The 23,913-nt window shown below is 73.2% G+C and carries 16 protein-coding genes and 1 tRNA gene; 5 read left to right on the top strand and 12 right to left on the bottom strand.

The features are described 5' to 3' along the window. Positions 1-544 precede the first annotated feature (544 nt). From WMF12_RS13205 to WMF12_RS13215, 3 genes are all read right to left on the bottom strand, one after another. On the bottom strand, positions 545-712 hold the full coding sequence (locus WMF12_RS13205) for a hypothetical protein (RefSeq protein WP_437871467.1): 168 nt from the start codon (positions 710-712) through the stop codon (positions 545-547). Between the two features lie 171 nt (positions 713-883). Then, the gene (locus WMF12_RS13210) at positions 884-2,515 is read right to left on the bottom strand and encodes a TROVE domain-containing protein (RefSeq protein ID WP_437871474.1); all 1,632 of its coding nucleotides are present in this window, start codon (positions 2,513-2,515) and stop codon (positions 884-886) included. Positions 2,516-2,680: 165 nt separating this feature from the next. Continuing rightward, a tRNA-Arg gene (locus tag WMF12_RS13215) sits at positions 2,681-2,818 on the bottom strand. Between the two features lie 345 nt (positions 2,819-3,163). Between WMF12_RS13215 and WMF12_RS13220 the strand changes: the two genes are divergently transcribed. The 4 genes from WMF12_RS13220 to WMF12_RS13235 all read left to right on the top strand — a co-directional run bounded on the left by WMF12_RS13220 (position 3,164) and on the right by WMF12_RS13235 (position 8,355). Next, positions 3,164-4,438 carry a leucine-rich repeat domain-containing protein gene (locus WMF12_RS13220; protein ID WP_437871478.1) on the top strand — a complete coding sequence of 425 codons (1,275 nt, stop codon included), beginning with the start codon at positions 3,164-3,166 and terminating at the stop codon, positions 4,436-4,438. Between the two features lie 144 nt (positions 4,439-4,582). Continuing rightward, positions 4,583-5,596, top strand: coding sequence for an alpha/beta hydrolase family esterase (locus tag WMF12_RS13225; RefSeq protein ID WP_437871485.1), 1,014 nt, complete (start codon positions 4,583-4,585; stop codon positions 5,594-5,596). An 801-nt stretch (positions 5,597-6,397) separates the two neighbouring features. Then, the gene (locus tag WMF12_RS13230) at positions 6,398-7,063 is read left to right on the top strand and encodes an RNA polymerase sigma factor (protein WP_437871488.1); all 666 of its coding nucleotides are present in this window, start codon (positions 6,398-6,400) and stop codon (positions 7,061-7,063) included. After that, positions 7,060-8,355, top strand: coding sequence for a hypothetical protein (locus WMF12_RS13235; RefSeq protein ID WP_437871490.1), 1,296 nt, complete (start codon positions 7,060-7,062; stop codon positions 8,353-8,355). The genes WMF12_RS13230 and WMF12_RS13235 overlap by 4 nt, the downstream gene beginning before the upstream one ends. Here the strand turns inward: WMF12_RS13235 and WMF12_RS13240 are convergent. Further along, positions 8,339-8,704 (bottom strand): hypothetical protein, encoded by a 366-nt coding sequence (locus tag WMF12_RS13240; RefSeq protein WP_437871492.1) that lies wholly within the window; start codon positions 8,702-8,704, stop codon positions 8,339-8,341. The genes WMF12_RS13235 and WMF12_RS13240 overlap by 17 nt on opposite strands. A 119-nt stretch (positions 8,705-8,823) precedes the next feature. Between WMF12_RS13240 and WMF12_RS13245 the strand changes: the two genes are divergently transcribed. Further along, complete coding sequence (locus WMF12_RS13245; protein ID WP_437871495.1) at positions 8,824-9,549, top strand: hypothetical protein; 726 nt, start codon at positions 8,824-8,826, stop codon at positions 9,547-9,549. 78 nt (positions 9,550-9,627) lie between these two features. On the opposite strand, the gene WMF12_RS13250 is transcribed toward WMF12_RS13245, so the two are convergent. The 8 genes from WMF12_RS13250 to WMF12_RS13285 form a co-directional block, all read right to left on the bottom strand. Next, positions 9,628-11,721: a S9 family peptidase gene (locus tag WMF12_RS13250; protein ID WP_437871501.1), complete on the bottom strand. Its 2,094-nt coding sequence runs from the start codon at positions 11,719-11,721 to the stop codon at positions 9,628-9,630. 65 nt (positions 11,722-11,786) lie between these two features. Continuing rightward, positions 11,787-14,819, bottom strand: a complete 3,033-nt coding sequence (locus tag WMF12_RS13255) for a hypothetical protein (RefSeq protein ID WP_437871504.1) — start codon at positions 14,817-14,819, stop codon at positions 11,787-11,789. A gap of 161 nt (positions 14,820-14,980) precedes the next feature. After that, on the bottom strand, positions 14,981-15,532 hold the full coding sequence (locus tag WMF12_RS13260; RefSeq protein WP_437745986.1) for a hypothetical protein: 552 nt from the start codon (positions 15,530-15,532) through the stop codon (positions 14,981-14,983). A 126-nt stretch (positions 15,533-15,658) separates the two neighbouring features. Beyond that, on the bottom strand, positions 15,659-16,357 hold the full coding sequence (locus WMF12_RS13265; protein ID WP_437871509.1) for a hypothetical protein: 699 nt from the start codon (positions 16,355-16,357) through the stop codon (positions 15,659-15,661). A gap of 164 nt (positions 16,358-16,521) precedes the next feature. Then, positions 16,522-18,771 (bottom strand): hypothetical protein, encoded by a 2,250-nt coding sequence (locus WMF12_RS13270; protein ID WP_437871513.1) that lies wholly within the window; start codon positions 18,769-18,771, stop codon positions 16,522-16,524. A 148-nt stretch (positions 18,772-18,919) separates the two neighbouring features. Continuing rightward, a complete protein-coding gene (gene lipB, locus WMF12_RS13275) occupies positions 18,920-19,768 on the bottom strand; it encodes a lipoyl(octanoyl) transferase LipB (RefSeq protein WP_437871517.1) in 849 nt (282 codons plus the stop codon). A gap of 2 nt (positions 19,769-19,770) precedes the next feature. Further along, a complete protein-coding gene (locus WMF12_RS13280; protein ID WP_437745990.1) occupies positions 19,771-21,258 on the bottom strand; it encodes an HD domain-containing phosphohydrolase in 1,488 nt (495 codons plus the stop codon). Positions 21,259-21,369: 111 nt separating this feature from the next. Further along, a complete protein-coding gene (locus WMF12_RS13285; RefSeq protein WP_437871526.1) occupies positions 21,370-23,577 on the bottom strand; it encodes a pseudouridine synthase in 2,208 nt (735 codons plus the stop codon). Positions 23,578-23,913 lie beyond the last annotated feature (336 nt).

The raw sequence follows: 23,913 nt of genomic DNA on the forward strand, positions 1-23,913 counted from the left end.
GTGAGCGGCCCCCGACTCGGTCGGTGAGCCGGCTCGCGGCGCGTTGCGTTATGGTGTCGCGATCGCTCCGTCAGGGGTGCACGGCGTCGCTCCATGCGAGCGATGAGCTCATCGGGCCGAGCGACGTTGCCGTCGGCACCTGTGGAAACGTCCACCTCCAGGGCGGCCCTGCGCGGGTGGTAAACAAGGGCTAGTCCATGGGCGGAGCGCCGAGCGCCTGGCACGAGGGGCCGATCTCCTCGAGCGTGGATATCGTGTTCACGCTGGTCGATCGCTTCGTTCAAAACAACTTCTGTATCCTGAGCTTGCAGCCGGCGAACAAGCGCGCGGACATCGCTCGCGCGGAACGGGACTCGTGCGATCGCGGAGCCGCACGGGCGGCGCGTTACCATTGTGCGACGCGCGTCCGGCTCGGCGACGGCGGGAGAGGCGAGGGGCGGTGTGTCGCAGCGTTGATCGAAGCGATGTGCCGTGCGACGAGCGCCCGAACGACTGCAGCGGAGTTGGCTACGCGTGCGAGTGACGGCGCAGCCCGCGCCGACCTTCACCGCCGCACGTCGCGCGCGATGCGGGCGACGAACGCCTTGAGCTTCTGATCGGCGCCTGCCGGATCGAGGATCGTCTCGGGCTGGCGCAGGCCCGGAGGGGAAGGGCGGGCCCCCCGCGAGCCCGAGGCGGCGCTCGCCGGCGACAGCGAGGCCACGAGGCTCACCACGTCGAGGAGCGCGAAGGCGCGCCCGCGATGCGTTGTGCCGTCAGCCGCCGTGACCGTGCGCTCCGCGTCGTCGCCCGACGCCCAGATCCATCGGCCGTCCTTGGCGCAGCAGCGGACTCGGCGCCCGCTGCTGCGCTCCTTGGGTTCGCGCTCTCCAGGGACGGGACGCTAGTCCTGCGCCATCGCCGCGGCGAAGCGCAGCAGCCCCTCGCCCCAGCCGCCGAGGATGTACGTGCGGTCGTAGAACTCGGGCACGAGCGTGTCCTGGTACCCGGCGACCTGGACAAGGAACACGCGCACGTCGCGGTTCACCCGCGCGCGGTACGTCGCCACGAGCTTCGCCACGTCGATGTAGTGCCCGTTCCAGGCGAAGTCCGCGTAGTCCTTCGGCCGCGTACCGTACAGGCCGCCGTGGCCGGCCTGCATGTCGCTCATCACGAACACCGAGTCCCAGCGCTGCCGCTCGCGGATCGCGCGATCCCAGAAGAGCCACACGCCGTTCTCGGTCGCCGTCCCGATCGTGCGGGCGAGGTGCTCCGCCTTCTCGAGCTGCGAGAACACGCTCTCCTGCTTGCGCACCGCGAAGGTCTCCAGCCGGTCGCCGAACACGCCGAGGTGCCCGTCGCTCGCGCGCATCCCGGCCACGACCCCCGTGAGGTTCGCGATCGTGGAGATCTGCATCGTCCCGAGGCTGCTCGTGGTCGTGCCCTGCGCGGAGCCGCTGTTGTCGCAGAGCACCATCACGCGGCCGGGGAAGTACGGCACCTGGCCGAGCGATCGGTTCAGGCACTTCTCCACCGCGTCGAGCACGGCGCCCGGCGCGCAGCCCTTCACGGCGCGGTAAGCGCTGTAGTACCGGAACGGCAGCTGCTTGCCCTCGGCGGCCGTCTCGACGAGCTTCGGCAGGAACTGGTCGAACGGCACGCCCGCCTCGATCAGGTTGCGCAGGTTGCGCAGCAGGGCCATGTGGCCCATGACCGGCAGCGCCTTGCGCCACGCGCACCGGTTCGAGCCGCGCGCCGAGACGATCGCCTCCCAGGTGCGGCCCGTCGCGCGGAGCGCGCCCTTCGCGAGGCGGTCCACGCTGGGGCTCTTCGGGTGCACGAGGTTCATGACGTCCACGGTCTTGCTCCCCTTGCCCTCGAGCCGGTACTTCGCGAGGGCGTGATCATCGAAGCGCTCGAGGGCGTCGCGCAGCGCGCGCTTCAGCGCATTCGGCACCGGCTTGCCGAAGCGGTAGAGCTGGTACGCGAGGGCGACCGCCGGCTCGTCCGCGCGCTTCAGGATGCGCGGCGCGTAGCTGCGCACGAGGCCCGTCCCGCGCACGGAAGCGGTGTTCGCCGCGCGCACCAGGATGACCTGGGGCGTCGTGCGCATATGCTCCTCCTCGCGCAGCCGCGCCGCCTCGGCGAGCGTCGCCTCCGGATCGGCCGCGAGCGCCTCGTCGATGGCCTTCTCGATCAGCGCCGCCGGCGAGAGCTTGCGCCACTCGGCCGGGTCCACGGCGCCGAGCGTCTCGCGCAGGCGCCGCACCTCGGCGTCCGAGAGGCGCGCGCGGGCGGCCGCCTTCTTCGCGGCCTTCGCCGACACCTTCGTCTTCGCCGCGTTCACGGCCTTCGCCGGGCGCGGATCCGCAGGGTCGAGGTGGTAGTACATGGGCTCGCCGAAGAAGCACGACGAGGCCGCGAGGCGGAGGCGCTTCAGCGGATCGGCGATGTCGTAGGAGCGGCCGCCCATCCAGTTCAGGTGCGAGTCGGCGCTGCGCTTGTCCTGACGCTTGAGATGCTGAAAGAACGCCATGATGACACCTCCATCCTCGACGCACGCGCGGCGAGGGGTCGAGAGCGGGGCGCAGGTTGAAGGGGCGCCCCGCTCGAGAAAGCGGGCGCAGCGCGGAGGATGGTGGTCACGGGGTTGGTCGTGTTCAAACGAAGGAGCCGTGACGCTCACTGCCGCGCTGCGCCCTGGTGCCAGAGGCGGGACTCGAACCCGCGACCTCGTCCTTAGAAGGGAAGTAACCCCGGATCTCACTGCCGGCGCTCATCGCGCCGGAGAACACCGTCCGGAGTTGTTTTCGCGCTCTAACCGCTGAGCTACTCTGGCGTGGACGCTGGGGGGTATTGCAGGGCGGATGCCAAGGTGGTCTCGGCCGGGGCCGACCGCAGAAACCCCGGGGGAACGGGCGCGAGCGAGGGCCGCTGACGTCTCCCGTCGGTACGTGACCTATCCCATGAGATAAAATCCTAGATGAGCCGATAGGCCGGGGCGCTCGCCGTGGTCCTCGCGTCAGAAAGGGGCGCGCCGTCGAGGAACGCGCCCGTCGAGCGAGCAGGACGCGACTTGGCACAGGGTAGATGGCGCAGGATGGCTCATTTGGCGGGCCGATGAGCCAGATCGGCCAGAATTGGCTGTGCTCGGCGGCGGCACCGGGTTTGCTGGAGCCGCCTCATGCTCACCAGAATGCGGAGCTCCTTCGTCTGGGCCATGTGCCTTCCCCTCTTCGGCTGTGCCAGCGTCGTCGACGATGGGGACGCGTCGAGCGACACGGGTGCTCCGGGCGGCGCGAGCGTCGACGCCAGGCCAGCTCCGGAGGGCTGCAACGGGTATCTGGAGGTGCCAGATCCAGCGCTCGCCGCGGGCTTGCGAGAGCAGCTCGGCCTCGGCGCCGGCGAACCGATCCCGGGGGCGGCGGTCGCCGCCGCGCCTGAAGTGCTCGACCTCGCCGGCCTTGGCATCGAGAACCTGAGCGGCCTCGAGTGCGCCAAATCGGTCGAGCAGCTGTTCCTCCAGGGCAATCAGATCGAGGACATCTCGGTCCTCGCGCGCCTGCCGCGGCTCTACAACCTGCACCTGAACGGGAATCGGATCGTCTCGCTGGGCGCGCTCTCCGGGCACCCGGCGCTCTTTTCGCTGTACGCGAAGGACAATCTCGTCTCGTCGACGAGAGACCTCAAGGACCTTGCGGAGCTTCAGAACCTGATCTTGTCGGGCAATCCGCTCGAGGCCCTCGAAGGGCTGGACGGTACACACGCCCTGTACCATCTCTCGGTTGACCACACCGACGTCGCCGAGCTCTCGAGCCTCTCCAGGTTTCCGCGCCTGAACAACGCGGACTTCACCGACACCAAGGTGACGAGCCTCGCGACGCTGCCGGGCCTCCACTCCCTGACGACGCTGATCCTGGATGACGCGGAGGTCGAGGACGTGAGCCTCGGCGCGGTCCTTCCGGCCCTCGCGAACCTGCACCTGAGCGGCAATCACATCGCGTCGATCGCAGGGCTCGATCCCGCGAGCGTGCCCAGCCTGCAGCACCTGGGGCTCGCTCGCAACCCGCTGACGGACACGTCCCTGCTCGCCGCCTACCCGCAGCTGAGGGGGGTGACGATCAGCGAGATCGGAGCGAACGGCGCGGATCTGAGCTGGGTCACGGGGCTCGCGGGCCTCGAGCGGATCGAGGCGCGCTCCGACTCCATCACCGACCTCACGCCCCTCCTGGGCGTGCCGCTCATCGTCACGCTGGATCTGTCGGACAACCTGATCGAGGACGCGTCTCCGCTGAACGACGTCGTATTCAACCACTGCGCGCAGGTCTCTCTCTCGGGGAACCCCGGTGAAAGCTCGTTCGGCAGCGTGCTGGACGCCCTCTGCGCGAGGAATGTCGTGGTCGACGGCTATTGCCTGCCCGCTGTTTGCGACCCTTGCGCGAACCTGGGCTGCGATTGAGCGCCTCGGCTCGACGGAGCTGACCCAGGCGCCGAGCTCCGGCCGCCTCGCACGTCAGGGCCCCCATCGAATGGACAGTGGTACACTCCGCAGCCTGCGGGTGATGCGAGGCATGTCCACCGTGTGGAAGGGGCGAGGTGGCTCTTGAAGTACCAGCGTCGTGATGGCGTCGTTTCGGCGATCGCGCTGGCTGCCGTCATCGGCGGTTGCGTGGCCGGGTGCAGCGGAAGCGGCGGCGCGAGCGCCGGCGACGGCGAGGCTGGTGGCGGGGGCTCGACCTCCGGAGGGACTTCGGGGGCGGAGGGCGGCTCTGGCAGCCAGAGCGGCGGCGGCAGCGACGGCAGCTCGGGCGGCCAAGGGACGTCGACCGGTGGCTCGACGGGCTCGGGTGGCAGCGCCGGCAGCGGCCCGGCGACGGGCGCTGGCGGCGGCGACCCGAGCGACGGCTGCGCGACGCCGGACCAGGCAACCGAAGGTTACAGGTCGATCGAGGTGGGCGGCGCGACCCGCCGCTACTATCTCGTTCCCGCAACGACGAAGTCGCCCGCGCCGCTCGTCATCAGCTTTCACGGGCACAGCGGCACGGGCCAGGGAGACGTGTCCACCTTCGGCTTGCGCGACACCACGGAGGGACAAGCCGTCCTGATGTTCCCCGACGGCGTGCCGCAGGATTGGTACGGCGATGCCGTGGGATGGGACAACCGCAGCACGACGTCCCCCGACGTCGCGTTCACCAAGGCGCTCATCGACGAGGCCGCGGAGTCGCACTGCATCGATCGTTCGCGCGTCTTTCTGGTGGGCTTCAGCTGGGGTGGCTGGATGTCGGCCCAGGCGGGCTGCGCGTTGGGCGATCAGGTGCGCGCGCTGGTCTCGGGCGCAGGCGGGCCGCCCGAAGGTACGTGCGCCGGACCGGTGAGCGCTCTCATCGTCCACGGCGCGGCGGACGCCGCCGAGCCGCTCGACTCCGGCATCCAGAGCCGGGACAAGTTCGTGGCCTTGAACCAATGCGAGGCCGGCACTGCGCCCGCAGGCTCGGGCTCGTGCGTCGCCTACGAAGGCTGCACCAGGCCGACGTGGTGGTGGCAGCACGAGCTCGGTCATACGCTTCCTGAGGACTCACAGAGAACGATCTGGGAGTTTCTGCTTGCTGCGCCGTAGCTCCACTGTGTCGATTGCTGGGGCGAGCTCGCGGGGGCGTGATGCAGGGGGCGCGCACAGCATCACGACGCAGGGATCGGAGCGCGTGCGGAGGGGGCGTCAGCTGCGTCGGGCAGGAGCTCCAGAACCAGCGCTGCATCGCCCGAGTGCAGAGCGGGGATCCGGAACGTCGCGACCGTGGCGGGCGCTCATCACCGTGGGCGTGAGAGGGTCACGATCTGGGGTTTGGTAGAATTTTGAAGCAACGCCCTGATCCAGACCTGGGGGTTGCGTCGTGGCGCGTGTCCCGGGGAGGTCGAGACCTCTGGGGCGGGTCCGAGAGGAGGATTCCGCGAGGACGAGACCTTGGCGGCAGGTGTGCAGAGGAGGGCTCGGCCAGATCGCGACCTCGGCGGCAGCTGGCCGAGGAAGGCTCGGCCAGATCGCGACCTTGGCGGCGGCCGGCAGAGGAGGGCTCGGCCAGATCGCGATCTTGGCGGCAGGTCGGACACGAGAGGCTGGTCAGGTCGAGGCCTCTGGCTCAGGAGAGAGATGAGGGCTCGACCAGGTCGAGACCTTGGCGGTTGCGGCGATCGGGCCGACGGTTGAGCCATGGGTGGCGTCAGCTGCTGCGAGGCGGAGGCGCGCTCCGCGGCGGGGCGCGCGCCGCGAGCGTCCCCGGGGTTCGGCGGCGCGATCGTCACCGCCGGCGCGCGGAGAGGAAACCGGCGGCGATCTCGGTTGTGTAGAGTGCGAGATGACGGCGCTCGTGGTCGGCTCATGGTGCATCGCGGCGGACGGGTCCCTCGCGCCGAGGCTCCCGTGAACCTTGCCGCGCGATCCCGGCTCGGCCCGCAGGCCGGGGCCGAGGAGCTGCTCCCCCGTCCCGCGGATGGCGAGCGGTACGACCCGCCCGAGCACATCGCTCCCATGTCGTCCCAGGACCTCCCGGCGTCCAGGGTGCGGGCCTCGGCCGCAGCGGCGCTGGACGCCGAGGCGCTGTACCGCCGCCACCATCCCCTGGTGTACCGCCTGGCCCTCCGTTACGGCCGCGGCAACGTGGCCTGGGCAGAGGATGTGACGCAGGACGTGTTTCTCGACCTCATGAAAGCGCTCGCGACGCTGACCGATCGAGACAACCTCGAAGGATGGCTGTACCGGGCGACCTCGAATCGCTGCCTGAACCGCCTGCGCCGCGACCGGTTCCTCGACCTCGCGCCCTTCCGCTGGCTGCTCGGGCAGGACGAGGCCGATCCGCGCCCGATGCTGGAGGAGGTGGCCATCGCGCGCGACGATCTGCGTCGGGCGTTCAAGGCGCTGGGCACGCTGCCTCCCAAGGAGCAGGTGGCGTTCTCGATGTTCTATCTCGACGGCAAGGAGCAGGAGGAGATCGGGAGCGTCCTTGGCCACTCCAAAGGGTACGTGTGCAAGCTGATTCAAAGGGCCGTCGCGCGGCTCCGCGAGGCCGGGTGGGAGGTGGGGCCATGACGCGAGACCGCGACCTGCTCGCGCTGCTGCGCGAGGTCGACGAGCGGCTCGCGGCGGTGACGCCATCGCCCCGGCTCGCGGCGCGCCTCGGCGCGCGGCTCCGCGGGGAACGCCCGTCCCTCGCCAGGCGCGTGGGGCGCCCGCTCGCGCTGGCCCTCGCCGCCGGAACGGCCGCGGTCGCCCTCGGCGCCGCCCTCCAGCGCCCCGCGACCCCCGAGGTCTCCGCGCGAAGCCCGGCCGTCGAGCCCGCGATCGGGATCGTCGGCGATCGCTCCCGCGCGGACGGCGGGATCCCGGAGCGCACGCCGGCCGAGGGCCACCCACCGGCGCCGCCCCGGATCCTCGCCCCGCTCCTCCGGGAGCCGCCCCGCCGGCTCGCTCCGCCGCCGAAGACCTCGCCCCCCGCGCCGCACAGCTCGGCAGCGCCGCCGGACGCGCGCGACGCGCCCGTAGACGAGCGCCGCGGCGAGCTCCCCGAAGGCCGCACCCCAGCCCCGCCGTCGCGCGCGCGCGCCCAGCCGCCGGCCGTCGCGCTCCCGCCGAGCCCGGGGTGGGTCGACCCCCTGGAACGGGCGCCGCTCCACGCGTCGCGCGGACCGCTCCCCGCGTGGAGCCGAGGCTCCGGCGGCGCCAGCGCTCCGGTGGAGGTGGCTGGGCAAAAGGGCGAGCGAAGCGCCGAGAGCAGCGCCGAGGGGGCGGACGGCGCGGCGACCGGGGAGCCCCGCGAGAAGCCGACGGGTCCGCAGGAAGAGGCGGTCTGCCGGACGGCGGAGGATTTGACGAGCGAGGTCGAGGCGATGTGCGACGCGCAGGGCCTCCTCCTCGGCGACGTCAAGCTGCTCGATCGCTGCAGAGACGGCGGCTACCGCGGCGTCGAGCACACGTGCGTCAACGGCGAGCCGACCGAGTGCTGGCGCGGCCGGCTCGGCGACGGCCTCACCTGTCATGACAGCGGCGATCTGAAGGATCAGGCCTACATCACGTGCAGCAACCAGGGAGCGGATCTCACCGAATTCACGTACGACCGGGGTGTCCCTGGGTGCGGGCCCAGCGAGACGACAGGGGCCGTCTATGCGTGCTGCCCGGCGGCGGAGCCGCTTCCGTCGCGCCTGTGCTGGACGACCAAGATCGACCACGGGGACGTGTGCCAGGCGCAGTCGACGCTCGGTGAAGAAGCCAGCGCCATGTGCGCAGACGTCGGGCAGCGGATCTTCCGCATCTGGTACAACTCCGGCACCGCGATCTGCCCCGAGGCGCACGACACGAGCGCGCTCTTCACCTGCTGCCCGTGAGCAGCGGTCGCGGGCCTGCCTGGCGGAGCTTGAAGTTCCGCATCCCCTCCGGCACGAGCGAGAGCGACGCGGCCGCGGGTGAAATCGACGCGGCGGCGGGCGAGGGCGCGTCCGTCGCTGCGCGCAGGTAGCTCGGCACCGCCGGCGCGCGGCTCGCGGCCGGCTCGCCGGTCGGCCGCGGCGCGTGCGCCTCGCTCGGCTCGGGCGGCGCAGGCGCCTCCGCGCGAGCAGCGCCGGCTGCGTCCGAGGGGGCGCGCGCCGCCGCCGCCGAGGTCGGCGCGACAGGCCGGGGTCGCGGCGCGTTCGGCGACGGGATCATCAGCAGGCTCTTGAGCTGTTTCGTGATCATCGCCGTCGTCGACCGCCCCGTCGTTCCCACTCTCGCGAGGTCGACTCCTTTCGTCAACGCCGGGGACAGGTATGATGGCGCCCGCCCTGAACGCGCCCGCGCGCCGTGGAGTCGCTCTCATGCCCGAACCCTACATCTACCAGCGTGACATCGAGACGTACGGCCGCCTCACCGCGTCGCAGATACAGAAGCTGGTCCTGCCGGTCGACGCGGGGTTCGTGACGGCGCTGCGCACCGTCACGGCGCGCCTCGACGCCGCGACCGAGGCCCTGCGCAAGGCGAAGCTGGACGCGACGGCCGCTCCCGTGTCTCCCGGCGCGTCCCGCGGATCGAGGGGCGGCCGGGCCAATCCGGTCGCGGCGGGCCGCGGCCTGCTGCGCCGCCTCGTGGAGCACGCCGCCTCGCGGCCCAACGGGGTCGCGCTGGCCCGCGAGCTCCTCCACGGCCAGACGCTCGCCACCGTGCTGCGCCGCCGCCCCGCGGCGCTCGCCGCGGCGCTGACGCACGCGATCGAGGTGCTCGATCAGCACGAGGGGCAGCTGCCCGAGCGCGAGGCATGGACGACCGACCTCGAGCGCTCCCGGGACGCCCTCGAGCCGCTCATCCGGAGCGTGCGCAAGACCCGGCTCGCGCGCCGCACCGTGACCCCGGAGATGAAGGCCGCGCGCGACGAGTGGATCAACACCTATCGCGCGGCGAAGCTCCTCGTGGAGTGTGTGCTCCGGCTCCACGGCAAGACGTCGTTGATGCCGGAGATCTTCGGCGATCTCCCGCGCGCCCCCCGCGCCGCCGCCGTGGCTACCGCCGCGCGACGCCCGCCGGCCAGCGCGCCCGCGCACGCGTGACGATTCCGCTGCTCACGCCGGAGCTCGACCCGCGCCGACACGTGGCCTCGGGCCGGGCCACCCGGAATACGGTCGTTCCTACCCGCCCCCGAGGTGCGCCCGGAAGAAACGCACGAGGTGCCCATACTGGAGCACCTGGTTGTCCCGCTTCTGCGCGCCGTGCCCCTCGTCGGCGAACAGGATGAGCTCGGACGGGATCTTCCTTGCCTCCAGCGCCTGCTGGATCTGCACCGACTCACCCGCAGGGACCCGCGGATCCGACACGCCCTGCACGATCAGCAGAGGCGCCTTCACCCGATCGAGGTACGTGATCGGCGAGAGCTTGAGCAACGCGTCCCGATCCTTCTCGGGATCACCGTACTCGGAGATCCGGAGGATGCGCCGGTAAGGCGCCGTGTTCTGGAGGAACGTCACGAGGTTGCTCATCCCGACGACGGCCGCGCCCGCGTCGTACGCGCCGGCGAACATGGTCATGCCGATCAGCGAAGAATAGCCGCCATAACTGCCGCCGAAGATGCCGACCTTCGGCGGCCGGCCCTCGTGGCCGAAGCTCGCCTTGACGAACTTCGCGGCGTCCTCGATGTCCGTGATGACGTCGAGCCGCTTCGCGCCGTCGTCGGCGTGCAGCCACGTCTTGCCGTAACCGTCGCTCCCGCGGACGTTCGGCTCGACGAACACGAACCCGGCGTCCACGAAGATCTGCGCCCGCGCGCTGAACCCAGCCCTGGTCTGGACCTCCGGGCCGCCGTGGAAATGGACGATCACTGGACAAGGCCGCTCGCACCGCGCAGGGCGGCGCACGAACATCGGGATCTGCGCCCCGTCGCGCGCTGGATAGGACTCCAGCGTGGCCGCCGAGAACGCGCCCGGCGCCATCTCGGGCATGCTCGGAGCGTGCCACTGCGAAAGCTTGCCAGTCGTCCAGTCGAGGACATGCGCCGTCGCCGGGGACGTCGAGGTCTCCAGGAGCAGCGTCGTGAACCGGCCGTCCCGCGTCGTCGAGACCGGGGTCACATGATCCGCCGCCGGGAGCGCGGGCAGCTTGATCTCGCGGTGCGACCTCGCGTCGAGCGCGCGGAGCCGCGTGTAGCCCCGCTCGTTCACCGTGTAGAGGATCCTCTTCCTCGCCCGATCGATGGAGAACGCGCTGACGTCGAACGGGATCTCCGGCGAGATCGGCGTGAGCTTCCCCGCCTTCCAGCTGTAGAGCCGGCGGTGCTCCCCGAGGCGCGGCGTGAGCACGAGGATCTCGCCGGGCGCCGCGCCGTACAGGGCCTTGTAGTCCTCGCGCTCGCCCTGCCCGAAGAGGGGAGTCAGCGCGTCGGCGCCCGGAGCGGCCTTCGCGCCAGGCGCCCACTCGAAGAACTCGCTCATGTTGGAGCCCACGTCCTTCGCGAGCAGCAGGCGGCCGTCGCCCGTGGCGTCCACGGCGCGCCAGATGCCCTCGCGATCGAACACGACCTCTCGCTGCCTCGACGCGATGTCGTACCGGTAGATGACGTACGCGTCCTTCTTGACGTCGTTGGCCCGATAGTAAACGTGCCGCCCGTCGTCGGAGACGAACTGGAGCTGCGTCTGCACGCCGGGCATGTGCTGGATGGCGACGAGCGGGCCGCCCTTCGCGTCCTGTAGGTAGAGCCCGGGGTTCTCCTCGCCCTTGCGGTCGCGCGAGAGGACGAGGCGCGCGCCGTCCGGCGTGACGTCCGCCACAACGGTCGGATCCTCGCCGCCTGTCAGCTGCAGCGGGAAGCGCTGCGGCCCGTCGAGCCGGAAGACCTGCCTCGTCCCCGTGATCGTCCACGTGAAGTAGAGCGCCCTGCCATCCGGCCCGAGGACGCCTCCGGAAGGAGCGCGCACGTCGAGCATGGCCTGGATCCGGCGCGAGACGTCGTCCGGGAGCGGAGGCGGCGCGTAGCGCGCCAGGATCTCCGGAGAGACGCTCGCCGCGCCGTGCCCCACGTACCCGGGCCGCTCCGGCGCGGGCGTAGACCGCGGCGGTCCTGCGGGCGAAGGCGGCGCCGGAGGCGCGGACGCGGCAGGCCGAGGCGCAGCCGCCGGAGGGACCGGCGGGGCCGGCGCGCACGCCGCGGAGAGGGCGAGGGAGCCGAGCAAGCCGAGCAAGGAGCGCCGCGCGGCGCCATGGCGCCTGCGCTGCGTCGAGGAGGACGACATGCGGCGCATTTCGCCGGAGCGGGCGCATGCCGGCAAGGTCAAAGGCCGCGGGGCGCGGGCCCGCCTCAGTCGGGCTCGCCGGGGAGCTTCGCGCGGCCGAGGGCCGCTTCCGCCGCCGCCAGCTGCGCCGCGAGCTTCCGCAGCTCCTCGGCTTCCTCGCCCTGGAGCGAGATGTTCGGGACGAGCGCGTTCAGGGCGCGGCGGTTGTACGCGAGCCCGAGCGGCGAGCCCTTCTCGAGGTTCATCACCATCGACTCGGCCAGCACCGCCAACGCCTCCCGGTGCAACCCCTTCGCCGAGAGCACCTCCGCGAGCGCGGCCGTCGAGCGGGCCAGGCCGAGCAGGTCGCCGAGCGCCTCCTCGGCCTCGATCGCCGCGGTCAGGCGCTGCGTCGCGCGGTCGAGGCGGCCGTTGCGGAGCTCCAGCCGGCCGATCGTCTCCCACACCCGGGCGAGCTCCCGGGTGTCGCCGAGCTGCTTGTAGGCGCGCTCCGCGGCGAGCGCGTGGTCGAGGCCCATCGACAGCGCGTCGGACTCGCGCCCGGGGCGGGCGGGGACGTGGAGCGGGATCCGCGCGAAGAGGTGGTCGGTCTCGGCGAGCTCGACGCGCGCCGACGGATCGACCCGGGCCCGCTCCTCGAAGGTCCGGCGCGACTCGATCAGGAGGTGCGTCGCGCGGACGGGATCGCCCATGCGCACGTGGACCGCCGCCTGATCGTTGAGCAGCCGGGCCGCGCCGAGCGCGTCCCCGGCGTCGAGCAGCTGGCGGCTCGCGGTCGCGAGCTCCTCCAGCGCGCGCTCCAGCGAGCGCGCGTCGCCCATGTCGTAACAGACGCCGGCGATGAGCGTGGCGACCTCGGCGTGCAGCTCCGGCGGGTCGCCCTGCGCGAGGAGCGCGCGCGCGGCGTCGAGCACCTCGAGCGCGCCCGCGAGCGTGCTGGCGGGGTCCGGGCCGGCCGCCTGCCATTGAACCCGAGCGATGCCCGCGAGCGCGCCGATGCGGAGCCGGCGGCGCGCGGGCGTGGCCGGCATGCCGTCGAGCAGGGAGAGCGCCTTCCGCCCGTAGCTCAGCGCCTGGGCGTACGCGCCCATGTCCGCCGCCTCGACCGCGGCCGCGCAGTAGCGCCGCGCCGCTTCCTCGTGCTCGCCCGCCTCGGTCAGGTGCGCCGCCGCGCGGACGTCGTGAAGGTGGCGTCCAGCGCCGTGCGCCGCCGCGCCCGCGGCGCCCGCTGCCTCGGCGCGATCGGGCGCCGCGGGCGCCGGGTACATGGACACGCCGAGCGGCGCCGCGGCGCGCAGGGACTCGGCCGCGGCGCGCCCGGCGACAGAGTCGGCCGCTGCCGGCCAGGAGAAGGCGTGGCGGGATCCGGAAGACGATCGCTCGGACAGCGCGGCAGGGACGCGCAGCGAGGCCCCGCGGGCCGAGCGGCTCGGCTCGTCCGGGAAGGCGCCGCCGAGGGACGCGAGATCGCGGGGCACCCGCATCGGCCCCGGGATGGGCGCGTCGAGCGAGTCGGGCGGGGCGTCGAACATGATGGACTCGGGTGGCTCCGAGACGCGGCGGCTCTCGGGGCTGCGGTGGAACAGATCGGCGTAGGGCCACGCAGGATTGCCGGGCTCTGCGGAAGTCATCGGCGCGGGCCTGTCCTGGGTGACGCGCGGCGGCGCGCGGCGCGTGTTGCTCATGGACGCACCGCCCGTATGGGCCATGGCTGGCGGCGGCCTCAGCGTCTCGGCCGCCCGCGGCACCCCGCCGCGCACCACCGAGAGCGTGGGGTCGGCGGTCTTCTCCCACTCATCGGCGGTCGCCGCGCCGCCGGCCTCGGGGGTCGGCCCGCCGGCGACGGGCACGCCGGGTGAAGCGGCCGCTGGTGACGCCGTCGACGGCCACGGGCCCGCTGGCGGGGGCGCGGCGGCCATCGTGCGCGGCGTCGCCATGGCGGGCGACGACGCGGACGGCGGCGCCGTCGAGAGCGGCGGCGCCCCGGCCTTTGCCTGCGCAGCGGCGGCCCTCGTGGTCGGGTCGTCGCCGCGAGGCACGCCGAGGTTCGCTCCGCCGATGACGTGCCGCTCGACGGTCGACGTGAGGATGGCCGCGCTCTGGGTCGGCGGCGCCGCGGCATGAGCCGGCGGCGCCGCGGCATGGGCCGGCGCCGCCGCGGCATGGGTCGCCTGGTGATCGGCCGCGACGACGCCCAGCGCGGCGCGCGGCTCGCGCGCGGCCGGGGCGTCCGGCTCGGTCCGCTCCTCGCTGAGCAGCGTCGCGAGCCGCCGGTGCCACACGCGGGCGAGCGACGGGAGGATCGATCCGCGGAGCGTATCGACGGTCTCCTGCGGGAGATGGAAGCGCCCGTCGCCGCGGTCCTCGACCGGAACACCCGCGTCCGCGGCGCGCTGCAGCGCCTCGAGCACGTCGAGCGCGTCCACGCGGAGGAGCGCGGCGACGAGCTCGCTCTCGAACCCCGAGCCGACGATCGCGCCGGCTCGGAGCACCCGGAGCACCTCGCCGGGCAGCTCGCGCACCGCGACCTGCGGCGGCGGCGGGGGCGTGGTCGCGCTCGTCAGCGTGATCGCGCCGTCGGCCGGCCGGAGGAGCGCGTCGGCTCCGCAGGCGGCGCGCATCGCGTCGACCAGGCCGCCTGCGGGGCCGGTCGGCGCGTGCAGGCGGAAGGAGAGGACGAGCGCGACGCGGAGCGCGTCGGGGCGGGACACCACCCGGCGCAGCACGTCGAGCGTGGCAGGATCGGCGTGCTCGACCGCGTCGAACACGATGGCCCACGTGCGATCCGCCCGCTGCGCGAGGCGGTTGGCGGTCTCGATGAACTCGGCGTCCACCATCAGCTCGTGCACGTCGCCGAGGAGGCGGCGCCGGAGCCCCGAGGCGGCGCGGCTGCGCGCCTGATCGAGCGTCGGCTGCGCCCCGCCGGCGAGGCGCTCGATCTGGGTCCGCGCGTCGCGCAGCGGTCCGAGCGTCATCTCGGGGACGTCGCAGCGCACGCGCACGATCCGCAGCCCGAGTTGTGCCGGCGGATCCCCGGGGACGATGTTCAGCAAGGCCGTGTGCCGGCCCTCGGAAATGCGCTGCCAGAGCTGTTCCACGGTCCGCTCCTCCTCTCTCCAGGCGCACACGGCCCAGAGCGGGGCGCATCGTCGTGCGCTACGGGATCATCCGCGTCGTTCGGCTCGCTGCGGCGTACTTTCGTACGCCTCGCTCGCCTGCCTCGCGGCTGAGCCCGTATCCTACGAGCCTGCACCCTGCTCTAGTATCCCCAGAGGAACTCCGCGCGGGCGAACGCCGTGAAATAGCTCCCCGGACCGTCGCCCGCGCCAGGGAGGAGCAGCGTGTACTTGCCGGCGAAGCCGGCGGCGAACTCGCGATTGAACGCGTAGTCGATGCCGAACGGGATGGAGACCCCGAACTGCCCCCGGTGGCAGCCCGGCTGGCCAGACGAGCCGCAGGGCGCGAGGCGCACACTGTCGTATGCGCCGGTCATGAGGCCGACGTAGGGGACCCACTGCAGAATATCGATGACGTACGTGGCGCCGGCGGATGCGCCGAGGAGCATGAGATCGCCCCCCGGGTGGGACGCGGTGTTGACCTCGGCGACCGCGTTGAAGGCGTCCGTGAGCCCGTAGGCGAGGTGCAGGCTGCCGCCGATCCCCGGGTACGTCCCGCCGTCCGCGAGGAGCGCGTACCCGACGCCGGCGCCGGCATGCCATTGCCGTTCAAAGGCGTCGGCCCGCGAAGGGGCGAGGAGCGCGAGGAGCGCGAGCGCGGCGGAGGTCAGCAGGGCGACAGGGGAGCATCTCATGGTCGGTTGCGGCGAGCAGCCCGGAGCGCCCCCGCGGCGAACCATGGATCGAGGGCGACGACGGCGCGCGCCGGGCGCTCGATGGGCGCGCGCGGCCGAGGCTAGCACGCGCGCCGCAGGACATGTTCAGCGGAGCTGCTCGCGCCGACGCGGGGCCCGCGACGCCCCCGCGTCCTCCTCCTCGAACTCGTCGGCGTAGATGCGCGCCGCGGGGTCGGCCGCGCCCTCGCCCGGATCGATGCGGAGCGACGGCCGGGGAAAGCGGACGGCGGACGCCCCCGAGATCCCGGGGAAGGTGTAGAGGATCTCGCCGCGCTCGCCGATCTCGACGCCCACGTCGCCGGGGCGCTCCTTGGCGAGCTCGGTGAGCAGGGCGTCCGCCTCCGGGGCCGGCAGGTCGAGCGCGACGCCGACCTCCTGCGCCGTGAGCGGGCGGCGGCGGTGCGACGCGAGCGAGAAGATCGCCTGAACCTGTGCGTCGCGCGAGGCCTTCGCCCCGGAGCGAGAGAGCTTCCGTCCGCCCAGCAGGAGGAGCAGGCCGAAGGCGAGGGCGACGAAGCCGATCGGCAGGCCGATCGCGAGGCCGGCGATCGACCCCGGGAACAGCGCGGCCGCGCCCAGCCCGAGGAGGAGCGCCAGCGCGGTCCCGCCGACCAGGACCAGCCAGCCGAGCACGCCGGCGACCGCGCCGCCGACCCTGGACGGCTGCCCCGCCAGGCTGACCGATTTGCCCGCGAACGGCAGGCGCTCCCGACCGCACGCGGTGCAGTACGCGGCGAGCCCGCGGTGGATGACGGGCGCGTTCTTTCCGCAGTGAGGACACATGAGGACTCCCCCGCGAGCAGATCGTCGCGAGCCAGGCCGTAGCGTAGGAATGAAGCCCCTCCGCCGCCAGGTGTGCGACCGCGGGATCTCCAGGTTTTTCGCGGTCCCGCCGCGCGGGTCGGCGTCGGTTGGCGTCGGTCAGCGTCGGTCAGCGTCGGTCAGCGTCAGATTCCGAGGTAGCGCGCGATCTCGGCGCGGGCCGGGTCGGAGGCCACGGCGCGCAGGGCGTCGTACCGGCGTTGCCATGCGGCCGCGCTGCCTTCATCTCCACGCCATCGCGCCGCCTCGGCGCGGGCGAATGCATAGCGCCGGAGAGAGAAGCGCGAGGCGTCGAGCGCGAGGAAGGCGTCGAGCCACACCTCGGGATCGCCCTCGCCGTCGCCGAGCAGCTGGGCCGACAGCGCGGCGTACGGGACGAGCGCGGGCGGCGCGTCGCCGCGCCGGCGGAGGGCGGTGTAGCGGAGCGCGCGGCGCGTGGGCGGCGGCGCGTCGCGCGCGGCGCTCCAGGCGGAGAGCGCGCGCGAGAGCGCCGGCTGGTCGCCGCGCGCCCAGGGTGCGTCGAGGCTCGCGAAGCCGACCCACGGCCAGGCGGCGGCGTGGTCCGCGGTCAGCTGGGCGGGCGGGCTGCCCTGTCGGAGCGGCGAGTCGCCCGGAGGGAGCGCGAGGGAGAGCCGGGTCCACCGCGATCGCGCGTCGAGCAGGGCGAGCTCCGCGCCGGCAGGCATCGCCTCGCCGGCGGGCACCGCCGCGCGCGCCGCGGCGGCCTCCTCGTCGGCGAGCACGGCCGCGCGCGCGGCGTCGCGCCGGCGCCCGCTCGAGGCGAGGAGCTCGGCGCGCTGCAGGAGCACGGCCGCGCGGAGCGCTGGCGGCGCGGCGGCGAGATCGACGCGCTCGACGAGGTCGAGCGCGCGATCGCGCTCGCCGACGAGGGCCCACGCGCTCGATCGCGCGAGCGCGCGGGCCGCCTCCGGCGCGAGCGGGCCAAGGCGATCCAGCGCGTCGACCGCCCGAGGCGCGTCGCCTTCGAGCGCGAGCTCGCGGGCGGCGCGCAGCGCGAGCGCGCCCGCGGCCGCGCGCAGCGCGTCGGCCTGGGACGGCGAGAGCTGGGGGGCGGCGGCCAGCTCGGCGGCGCGCGCGGCGGCGCGCGCGCGCAACGACCCGGCGATCACGGGCCTCGCGAGCCCACGCTCCGGGAGCCAGTCGAGCGCGCGCAGCGAGCTCGCAGGCAACGCCGTCGGCGCGCGGGGCTCCGCGCGCGCCGGGGCGCCATCGAGGCTTGCCTCTCCGGCCGCGGGCTCGTCCCTATCGTCGTCCGGCCGCGCGAGCGCGGCGGCTTCGGCCGCGTCGAGCGCCTCGTCCTTCGCCAGCACGACGGCGAGCAGATCGCCGCGGGCCTCGGGATCGAGCGCGGCCGAGGTGCCGAGCAGGTCGCGGATCGCGCGCGTCGCGCGCTGCGTCGCCTCGGCGGCGTCCTTCCGGGCGGCGGCGAGGCGGGCGCGCTGCGCGAGCCGCACCTCCACGGCGTCGGCCACGCCGGCCTCGGGGGCTTCTGGCATCGGCGGAGGCTCCACGCCGGCCCGGGCGGCGCAGGCGACGAGGACGGCGCGGACCTCGCCCCAGTTGCGCGCCATGCCGGCGTAGCGCCTCGATGCCCGGTCGTCCTGGTTGAGCGTCAGGAGCTCGATGCCGCGCTTCGCTTCGGCGCTCGCGCCGAGGCAGAGGATCGCGCCGGTGGTCGTGCGCAGATCCTCGTCGCGGGGCTCCATCGCCGCGTACTCCTTGGCGATCGCGAGCGCGCGCTGCAGGTCGCCCTCGGTGAGCGCCGCCCGGAGGGTGTGCACGCGCACGTGCCAGTCGGTCCAGCGGTCCGGCTGCGAGAGGAGCGTGCGGCGATCGCCGAGCCTCGCCGCCTCGCGGCCGAGGCTCGGCGCGCCGCAGGCGGGCCCGAGCTCATCGAACGTGACGCGCCCGGTCCCGGCGGCGACCGTGGCCTGGGCCGTCGCCACCGCCTCGGTCGCGCCGACGAGCGCCGCGCCATCCGGCCGGCCGACCGCGGCGTCGGTGTAGTCCGCGATCGCTGCGCGCACGCCGAGCTCCTCGGCCAGCGCGCTCGCCGCCCTGTGGGTCCAGGGCAGCCGTGACGGCAGCGCGAACCAGCGGATCTCGGGCCTGCAGTCGGGCAGCGCCGGGCCGCGCGGCGCCTCGATCGAGGCGAGGCACGCGGCGGCGGTGCGCGTGCCCACGAGGATCGCCGCGACAAGGCCAAGGAGAGCGAGCGCGGGCACGGCCACGGCCGCCGCCGCGAGCGCCAGGGCGAGGGGGCGCCGCCAGGGCGGCCGCGCGGTCGATGCGTCGCGGTGGAGCGAGGAGCTCCCGTCGCGCTCACGGGGCCGTGGGGTGGGCTGCGCGCACACGGGACGGCTTTTAGCCCACGGCACGGCCGAGCGACACTGCCTCCGCGACGCAGCGTGCTCCACGTCCCGCGCGCCGGCGTCAGCCGCGGAGCGCGCGCCGTGCGACGCGCAACGTCGGCGCGCTCTCGCCCCGGAGGCCGGCGCGCGCCTAGGGCGCGCTCCGGCCCTCGGCGGCGCCGGCCTCCGGGGCGAGGAGCGCGCCCGCGAGATCCGTGACCGCCGACAGATCCTCGACGCAGGCGACGTCGAGCTCGAGCCCGCGGGTGAGCAGCGGCGCGCTGGCGAGGGCGACCTCGGCGACGGTGAGCTTCCGCCCGGTGAGCTGGTGGAGCGACGTCACGCCGTGCTCTCGGATGCCGCAGGGCACGATCAGCTCGAACGCCTTGAGGTCCACCGCGATGTTGAACGCGAAGCCGTGCATCGTGAGCCATCGCGACAGGCGCACGCCGATCGCGCCGAGCTTCGCGATCTCGCGCGCCCACTCGGCGCCGCCCCACGCCTCCGGGGCGGCGCGATCGACCCAGACGCCGATCATGCCGTCGACCACGCCGCCCTCGACGTGGTGCTCGCGCGCGAGCAGGATCATCACCTCCGCGAGCGAGCGCACGTACCTGCGCACGTCGCAGCGGTCCGGCCTGAGATCGAGCAGCGGGTAGCACACGAGCTGGCCGGGGCCGTGGTAGGTGACGTCGCCCCCGCGCCCCGTCGCGACGAGGTCGATGTCGCGCTCGTCCAGCGCGCGGGCGTCGAGGAGCACGTTCTCGGGGTTCGCTCGCGGGCCGAGCGTGATCACGGGATCGTGCTCGAGGAGCAGGATCGTGTCGCCGATCCGCCCCTGCGCGCGCGCCTCGACGAGCTGCTTCTGCAGATCGTGGATCGGGGCATAGCGGCGCCGGCCGATCCACACGGCGCGCGCGCGCCTCGGCCGGGGCGCCTCGACGGCCGTCGTCTGGCCGTTCGCGGGCTGGAGGAGGTCGCGGAGCGAGGTGGTCGGCATGGCTACTCCGGGACCTTCTCGCCTCGCGCCCGCCGCTCCTCGCGGTAGGCCTCGATGTGCGTCGTGAAGGTGGCCGCGATCTCGGGGTCGAACTGCGAGCCCGAGCACCGCTCGATCTCGGTCACCGCGACCTCGTGGGGGAGCGCGCGGCGGTACGAGCGGTCGCTCGTCATGGCGTCGTACGTGTCGGCCACGGAGATGATGCGCGCGATGATCGGGATCTCGTTACCCCGCATCCGGAGCGGGTAGCCGCGCCCGTCCCAGCGCTCGTGGTGCAGGTGCACGCCGGGGATGAGCGGGTGCAGGAACTTGATCGGGTCGAGGATGTCGCGCCCGTAGGCGGGGTGCCGCTTGAACACCTCGTACTCGTCGTTCGTGAGCTTGCCCGGCTTGTTCAGGTTGAGCACGCACCCGATCTTGCCGATGTCGTGCATGAGCGCGCTCTGCCGGACGATCTCGATCTCGTGCGGGCCGAGGCCGAGCCGCTGCGCCAGCAGCACGGCGTAGACGGCGACCCGATCCGAGTGGCCCGAGGTGTAGCGGTCCATCTTGTCGATCGCCTTGGCGAGGCCCTCGATCGTCTGCTGGAACGTCGCCTGGAGATCCTGGTAAAGGCGCGCGTTCTCGATCGCCGCGGCGGCGCGCGAGCCGATGATGCTGAGCAGCTTGCGCTGCCCCTCGTCGAAGCGCCTCGTCCGCGTGAACGACGCGACGGCGAGGAAGCCCATGAGCCGCTTCTGGATGCGGAGCGGCACGGCGACGAGCGACTGGAGCGGGAGCGCCGGCTCCGCCGCGAAGAACCTGAGCCCCTTCATGCCCTGCTCGAGGAGCTGCGCGTCGGGCCGGAAGTGATCGAGCACGAGCGCGGGGTCGAGCCGCCCGAGGTCGGCGCCCGCCGGGATGGAGGGGCCGCGGAGGTGCTGGCGCTCGAAGAAGCCGCCCTCGCCGTCGTCGAGCCAGGTCGAGATGAGATCGCCGCACACCTCGTGGAGGCAGCTGTCGGCGACGGTCTCCAGCACCTGGTCGAGCGAGAGGCTCGCCGCGATGGCCTCGCTCACCTTGTAGAGCGACACCGCCTCGCGCAGCCGGATGTTCTCGGCAGCCATCCGTTGCTTCTCGATCCCGCGCTGGACGACGTGCACCACCTCGTCCAGCTTGAACGGCTTGAGCACGTAGTCGTAGGCGCCGCGCTTCATCGCGTCGATCGCGGTCTCGACGGTGCCGAAGCCCGTCATGATGACCGTGAGCGCGTTCGGCGCCGTCTTGCCGATCTCGTCCAGCAGCGCGATGCCGCCCATCCGCGGCATCTTGAGATCGCTGATCACGAGATCGTAGTGACCCTTCGTGAGCTCGTTCAGCGCGCTGGAGCCGTCCTCCGCCGTGCGGACGTAGTAGCCCTCCATGCCGAGGAAGTCGGCCAGCATGTCGCGGATCACCTTCTCGTCGTCCACGACGAGGATGCGAGGGCGGTCTTCTGGAAACGTGGACATGCGGCCGGTAAGCCTACCAGATCCGCTCGCAGCGCATCGCACCAAGGTGGGCGGGTCGGGCACAGGAGCGGACCCGCCTCGCCGGGGTGGCCGAGCGGCGGCGCGCGCCGCTCAGTCCTCGTCGCCGGTCGAGATGATGGGGTGCCGGATGGTCCGGGGCGACTCGTCCAGATCCGGGACGCGGATCGAGATGGGCCCGGGGCTGCGGATGGAGGGAGGAGGCGCGGACTCCGCGTCCTCGGGGCGGAGCGGGATCATCCTGCTGCTCGGCGCGGGCTCGTCGCTCGCGGTCGTCAGGACGGGCACGGCGCGCTGCTCGCCGAGTGCGTGCTTCTGCTCGAGGAAGCGGAGGACCGAGGGGCCGGTCGAGCGCTCCAGCGCGGAGCGCAGATCGCCGGGCAGCGTCGACTCGATGATCATCTTCACCCCGGTGCGGGGGTGCTCGATCTCGATGCGCACGAGGTGCACGAACGAGCGATCGAGCCCGTGCTTCTCCTCGAAGTACCGGTTCGTGGGCACGTGACCGTATCGCTCGTCGCCGAGGATCGGGTGCCCGATCGCGGCGAGGTGCCGCCGGATCTGGTGCGTGCGCCCGCCGTCCGGGATGACGCGGAGGATCGAGTGGCCCGAGGCGACCGCGAGGCGGCGGTACCGCGTGCGCGCCGTGTACGTGCGCGTCCCTTCGCGGAGATCGCGGGTGATCGCGCCCTTGCCCGGCGTGACGCCCTTGGCCGCGGCGAGGTAGATGAGGCGCCCCGTCTTCGCGAGCGCCTCGCCCCAGCGCGCGGCCGCCTCCTCGCTCCGCGCGAGCATGACCAGGCCGCTCGTGCCCGGATCCAGCGGGTGCACGATGATGGGCGTCGTCGTGCTGCCCGGGATGCGGGCGCACCGGGCGAGCAGCGAGCCGAGGTACTCCGGCTGCGTGGCCACCGGCTCGTGGGGGCCCTTCTCGACGACCAGCACGCCGTCGTCGTCGTAGATGACCTTCGGCGCGGGCGGGGGCGTCCGGCGGAGCGCGGCGATCGTCTCGATCTCCTCCGTGAGCGGGATCATGTCGAGCGGCGTGAGCTCCGTCGACGAGTACCCGAGGCGGCAGAAGTGATCGAGGTCGCGCGCGAGCGTGTCGGGATCACACGAGACGTAGACGAGCAGCGGCGCGCCGAGGCGCGCGATCGCCTCGCGCGCCGTCGGGGAGACGCCGCGGCGCGGCGGGTTGACCACGATGCCGTCGAACTTCTCCGAGCTGTTGACGAGGGAGCTGACGATCTCCGCGACGTCGCCGGTGCGCACCTCCACGCGCTGGCTGAGGCCCTGGGCCTCGGCCGCGGCGCGGGCGTTCGCCGCCGCGGGCGCGAAGGACTCGACCATGAGGACCCGGTTGCCGCCCTGCGCGAGGGCGAGCGAGATCGCGCCCGAGCCGCCGTACAGATCCAGGATGCGCGGCGGCTCCTTGCGCCGGGAGGCGGGGCCGAGCGCGGCCTCTCCCTCGATGACGGGCCCGTCGTTCTCGAGCGACGCGATCTCGCGGAGCAGGAGGGCGTGCACGCGCGCGGCCTGCGCGCGGTGCGCCTGCACGAACGAGCCGAACGCGGCGATGTGGTAGGTCTGCCCGATCCGGTCCTCCGCGTGCGCGGCGCCGTCGAGCACGATCGTCTCGGGCCCGAGGATCTGCGGCGCCTCCGCGTCGTGGAAGTTCGCCGCGACGCCGATGACGCGCGGGAGCATCGGGCGGATGGCGCGGCCGGCCTCCCGCAGCTCGTCGCGCGTGCACGCGCGCTCGCGCTGCAGGACGAACGTGACCAGCACGAACGCCGGGTTGTCCTCTGTCGCTCCCGCCTCCGCGAAGAGCGGCGTCCCGGGCGCGAGGTGGACCTCGCGCAGATCGAGGGCGCGGAGCACGCCGCCCCTCGCCGGGTCGTACGGGAGGAGCAGCGGCCGGACCTCCGGCGGCGGCGACGCGATCAGCTCGCGCAGCCGCGAGGTGACCGCGGCGAGGGCCGGGGTGAGGACCCGGCAGCCCGGGATGTCGACGACCTCGTGATGTCCCGTGCGGCCGTACAGCCCGATCGCGCCGGAGGGGGCGACGATGAGCTTGGCTCGACCGCGATAGCCGGTGATCGGATCGGCCGGGATGACCGAGCTCGTCTGGAGCAGCCCGAGCGATGGGTAGTGCGCGGCTGCGGACACGACCCGAGCACGCTTGGTGCCGAGCTGCTCCGCGTAATCACCCGCGATGAGCGGACAGCCCGCGCACTCGACCGAGTGCGTGCACTCGATCAGCGTGTTCGGGATCTCGCCCGCCTTCAATGTGCGTCGCACGGGCCCGGACAAAACACCGCCGCCCGATCCCTCTGCGCTGGTGCTCTCGCCCAGCCCGTGCGGTCCTTCGATACCTGCGCCGGAAGCCATTCCGGGGGAGCTTACAGGGGCTCTCGGCCAGCGTCGAAGGTGTAAAGCGGAATCCGTCGAGCTTTTCGTCTGCGGCGCTCGGCGCGCCGGGGAGCGCTCTTGGATCCTGACGAGATCCCGCGCTTTCGCCGGGGTCTGCGCTATCTGCCCGGACGGTGGGCGGTCCAGGCCCCGCTCGCTCCGTCGAGCCAGCCGCCAGGCAACGCAGGGGCCAATGTGGGCGATCCCTGGCGCTGCTCCTTACCT

It is taken from the genome of Sorangium sp. So ce363, from assembly GCF_051520435.1.
In the GTDB taxonomy this organism is placed as follows: Bacteria; Myxococcota_A; Polyangia; order Polyangiales; family Polyangiaceae; genus Sorangium; species Sorangium cellulosum_B.

What these genes read in the sequence shown, in the direction of transcription:
- WMF12_RS13210 (WP_437871474.1), bottom strand. Translation starts at nt 2,515, where the DNA reads ATGGCGTTCTTTCAGCATCTCAAGCGTCAGGACAAGCGCAGCGCCGAC.
- WMF12_RS13220 (WP_437871478.1), top strand. Translation starts at nt 3,164, where the DNA reads ATGCTCACCAGAATGCGGAGCTCCTTCGTCTGGGCCATGTGCCTTCCC.
- WMF12_RS13235 (WP_437871490.1), top strand. Translation starts at nt 7,060, where the DNA reads ATGACGCGAGACCGCGACCTGCTCGCGCTGCTGCGCGAGGTCGACGAG.
- WMF12_RS13240 (WP_437871492.1), bottom strand. Translation starts at nt 8,704, where the DNA reads ATGATCACGAAACAGCTCAAGAGCCTGCTGATGATCCCGTCGCCGAAC.
- WMF12_RS13245 (WP_437871495.1), top strand. Translation starts at nt 8,824, where the DNA reads ATGCCCGAACCCTACATCTACCAGCGTGACATCGAGACGTACGGCCGC.
- WMF12_RS13250 (WP_437871501.1), bottom strand. Translation starts at nt 11,721, where the DNA reads ATGTCGTCCTCCTCGACGCAGCGCAGGCGCCATGGCGCCGCGCGGCGC.
- WMF12_RS13260 (WP_437745986.1), bottom strand. Translation starts at nt 15,532, where the DNA reads ATGAGATGCTCCCCTGTCGCCCTGCTGACCTCCGCCGCGCTCGCGCTC.
- WMF12_RS13265 (WP_437871509.1), bottom strand. Translation starts at nt 16,357, where the DNA reads ATGTGTCCTCACTGCGGAAAGAACGCGCCCGTCATCCACCGCGGGCTC.
- lipB (WP_437871517.1), bottom strand. Translation starts at nt 19,768, where the DNA reads ATGCCGACCACCTCGCTCCGCGACCTCCTCCAGCCCGCGAACGGCCAG.
- WMF12_RS13280 (WP_437745990.1), bottom strand. Translation starts at nt 21,258, where the DNA reads ATGTCCACGTTTCCAGAAGACCGCCCTCGCATCCTCGTCGTGGACGAC.